The following is a 662-nucleotide window of genomic DNA, read 5'->3' on the forward strand; positions in this document are numbered from 1 at the left end:
GGCCTCCCCCTGGCGGGGGAAAAGAGCCCGGGGGCCGGGCCCGGGCCCGGCCCCCGGGCCGGGTGGTGCCGGGCAGGGCCGGGGAGGCGGGGCGGTGGGCGGCCGGCCGGTCGTCAGCAGGCGTTCAGTTCGTTGACCAGGGCCGTCTTCTCCGCGGAGTCCATGCCCAGGCCCCAGTGCTGCTTCACGTGGACCCACATGCGGGCGTAGGTGCAGCGGTAGGAGGTGCGGGAGGGCATCCAGTCGGAGGGGTCCTTGTCGCCCTTGGCCTGGTTGACGTGGTCGGTGACCGCGATGAGCTGCGGGCGGGTGAGGTCGTTCGCGAACTGCTGGCGCTGGGAGGTGGTCCAGGAGGACGCCCCGGAGCGCCACGCCTCGGCCAGCGGGACGACGTGGTCGATGTCGATGTCGGAGGCGGCGGTCCAGGTGGCGCCGTCGTACTCGGAGAACCAGGAGCCGCGGACGGAGGCGCAGGAGGAGTCGGTGACGACGCCCGAGCCGTCCCGTTTGAGGACCGTCTCGCGGGTGTTGCAGGTGCCGGAGACGGTGCTCCAGTGGGGGAACAGCGAGCGGCTGTAGCCGGTGAGGGAGCCCTCGGCGCGGGGCGTGACGGTGGCCAGGTAGGCGCGGGCGGAGGAGGCGCTGATGGGAGTGGGCGGGGC

The 662-nt window shown here is 73.9% G+C and carries 1 protein-coding gene; it reads right to left on the bottom strand.

The features are described 5' to 3' along the window. Positions 1-113: 113 nt before the first annotated feature. On the bottom strand, positions 114-662 hold a 549-nt coding region (locus EF903_RS33475), incomplete at its 5' end, for an HNH endonuclease family protein (protein ID WP_148142681.1).

This window comes from Streptomyces sp. WAC05292, assembly GCF_003949955.1.
Taxonomy (GTDB): domain Bacteria; phylum Actinomycetota; class Actinomycetes; order Streptomycetales; family Streptomycetaceae; genus Streptomyces; species Streptomyces globosus.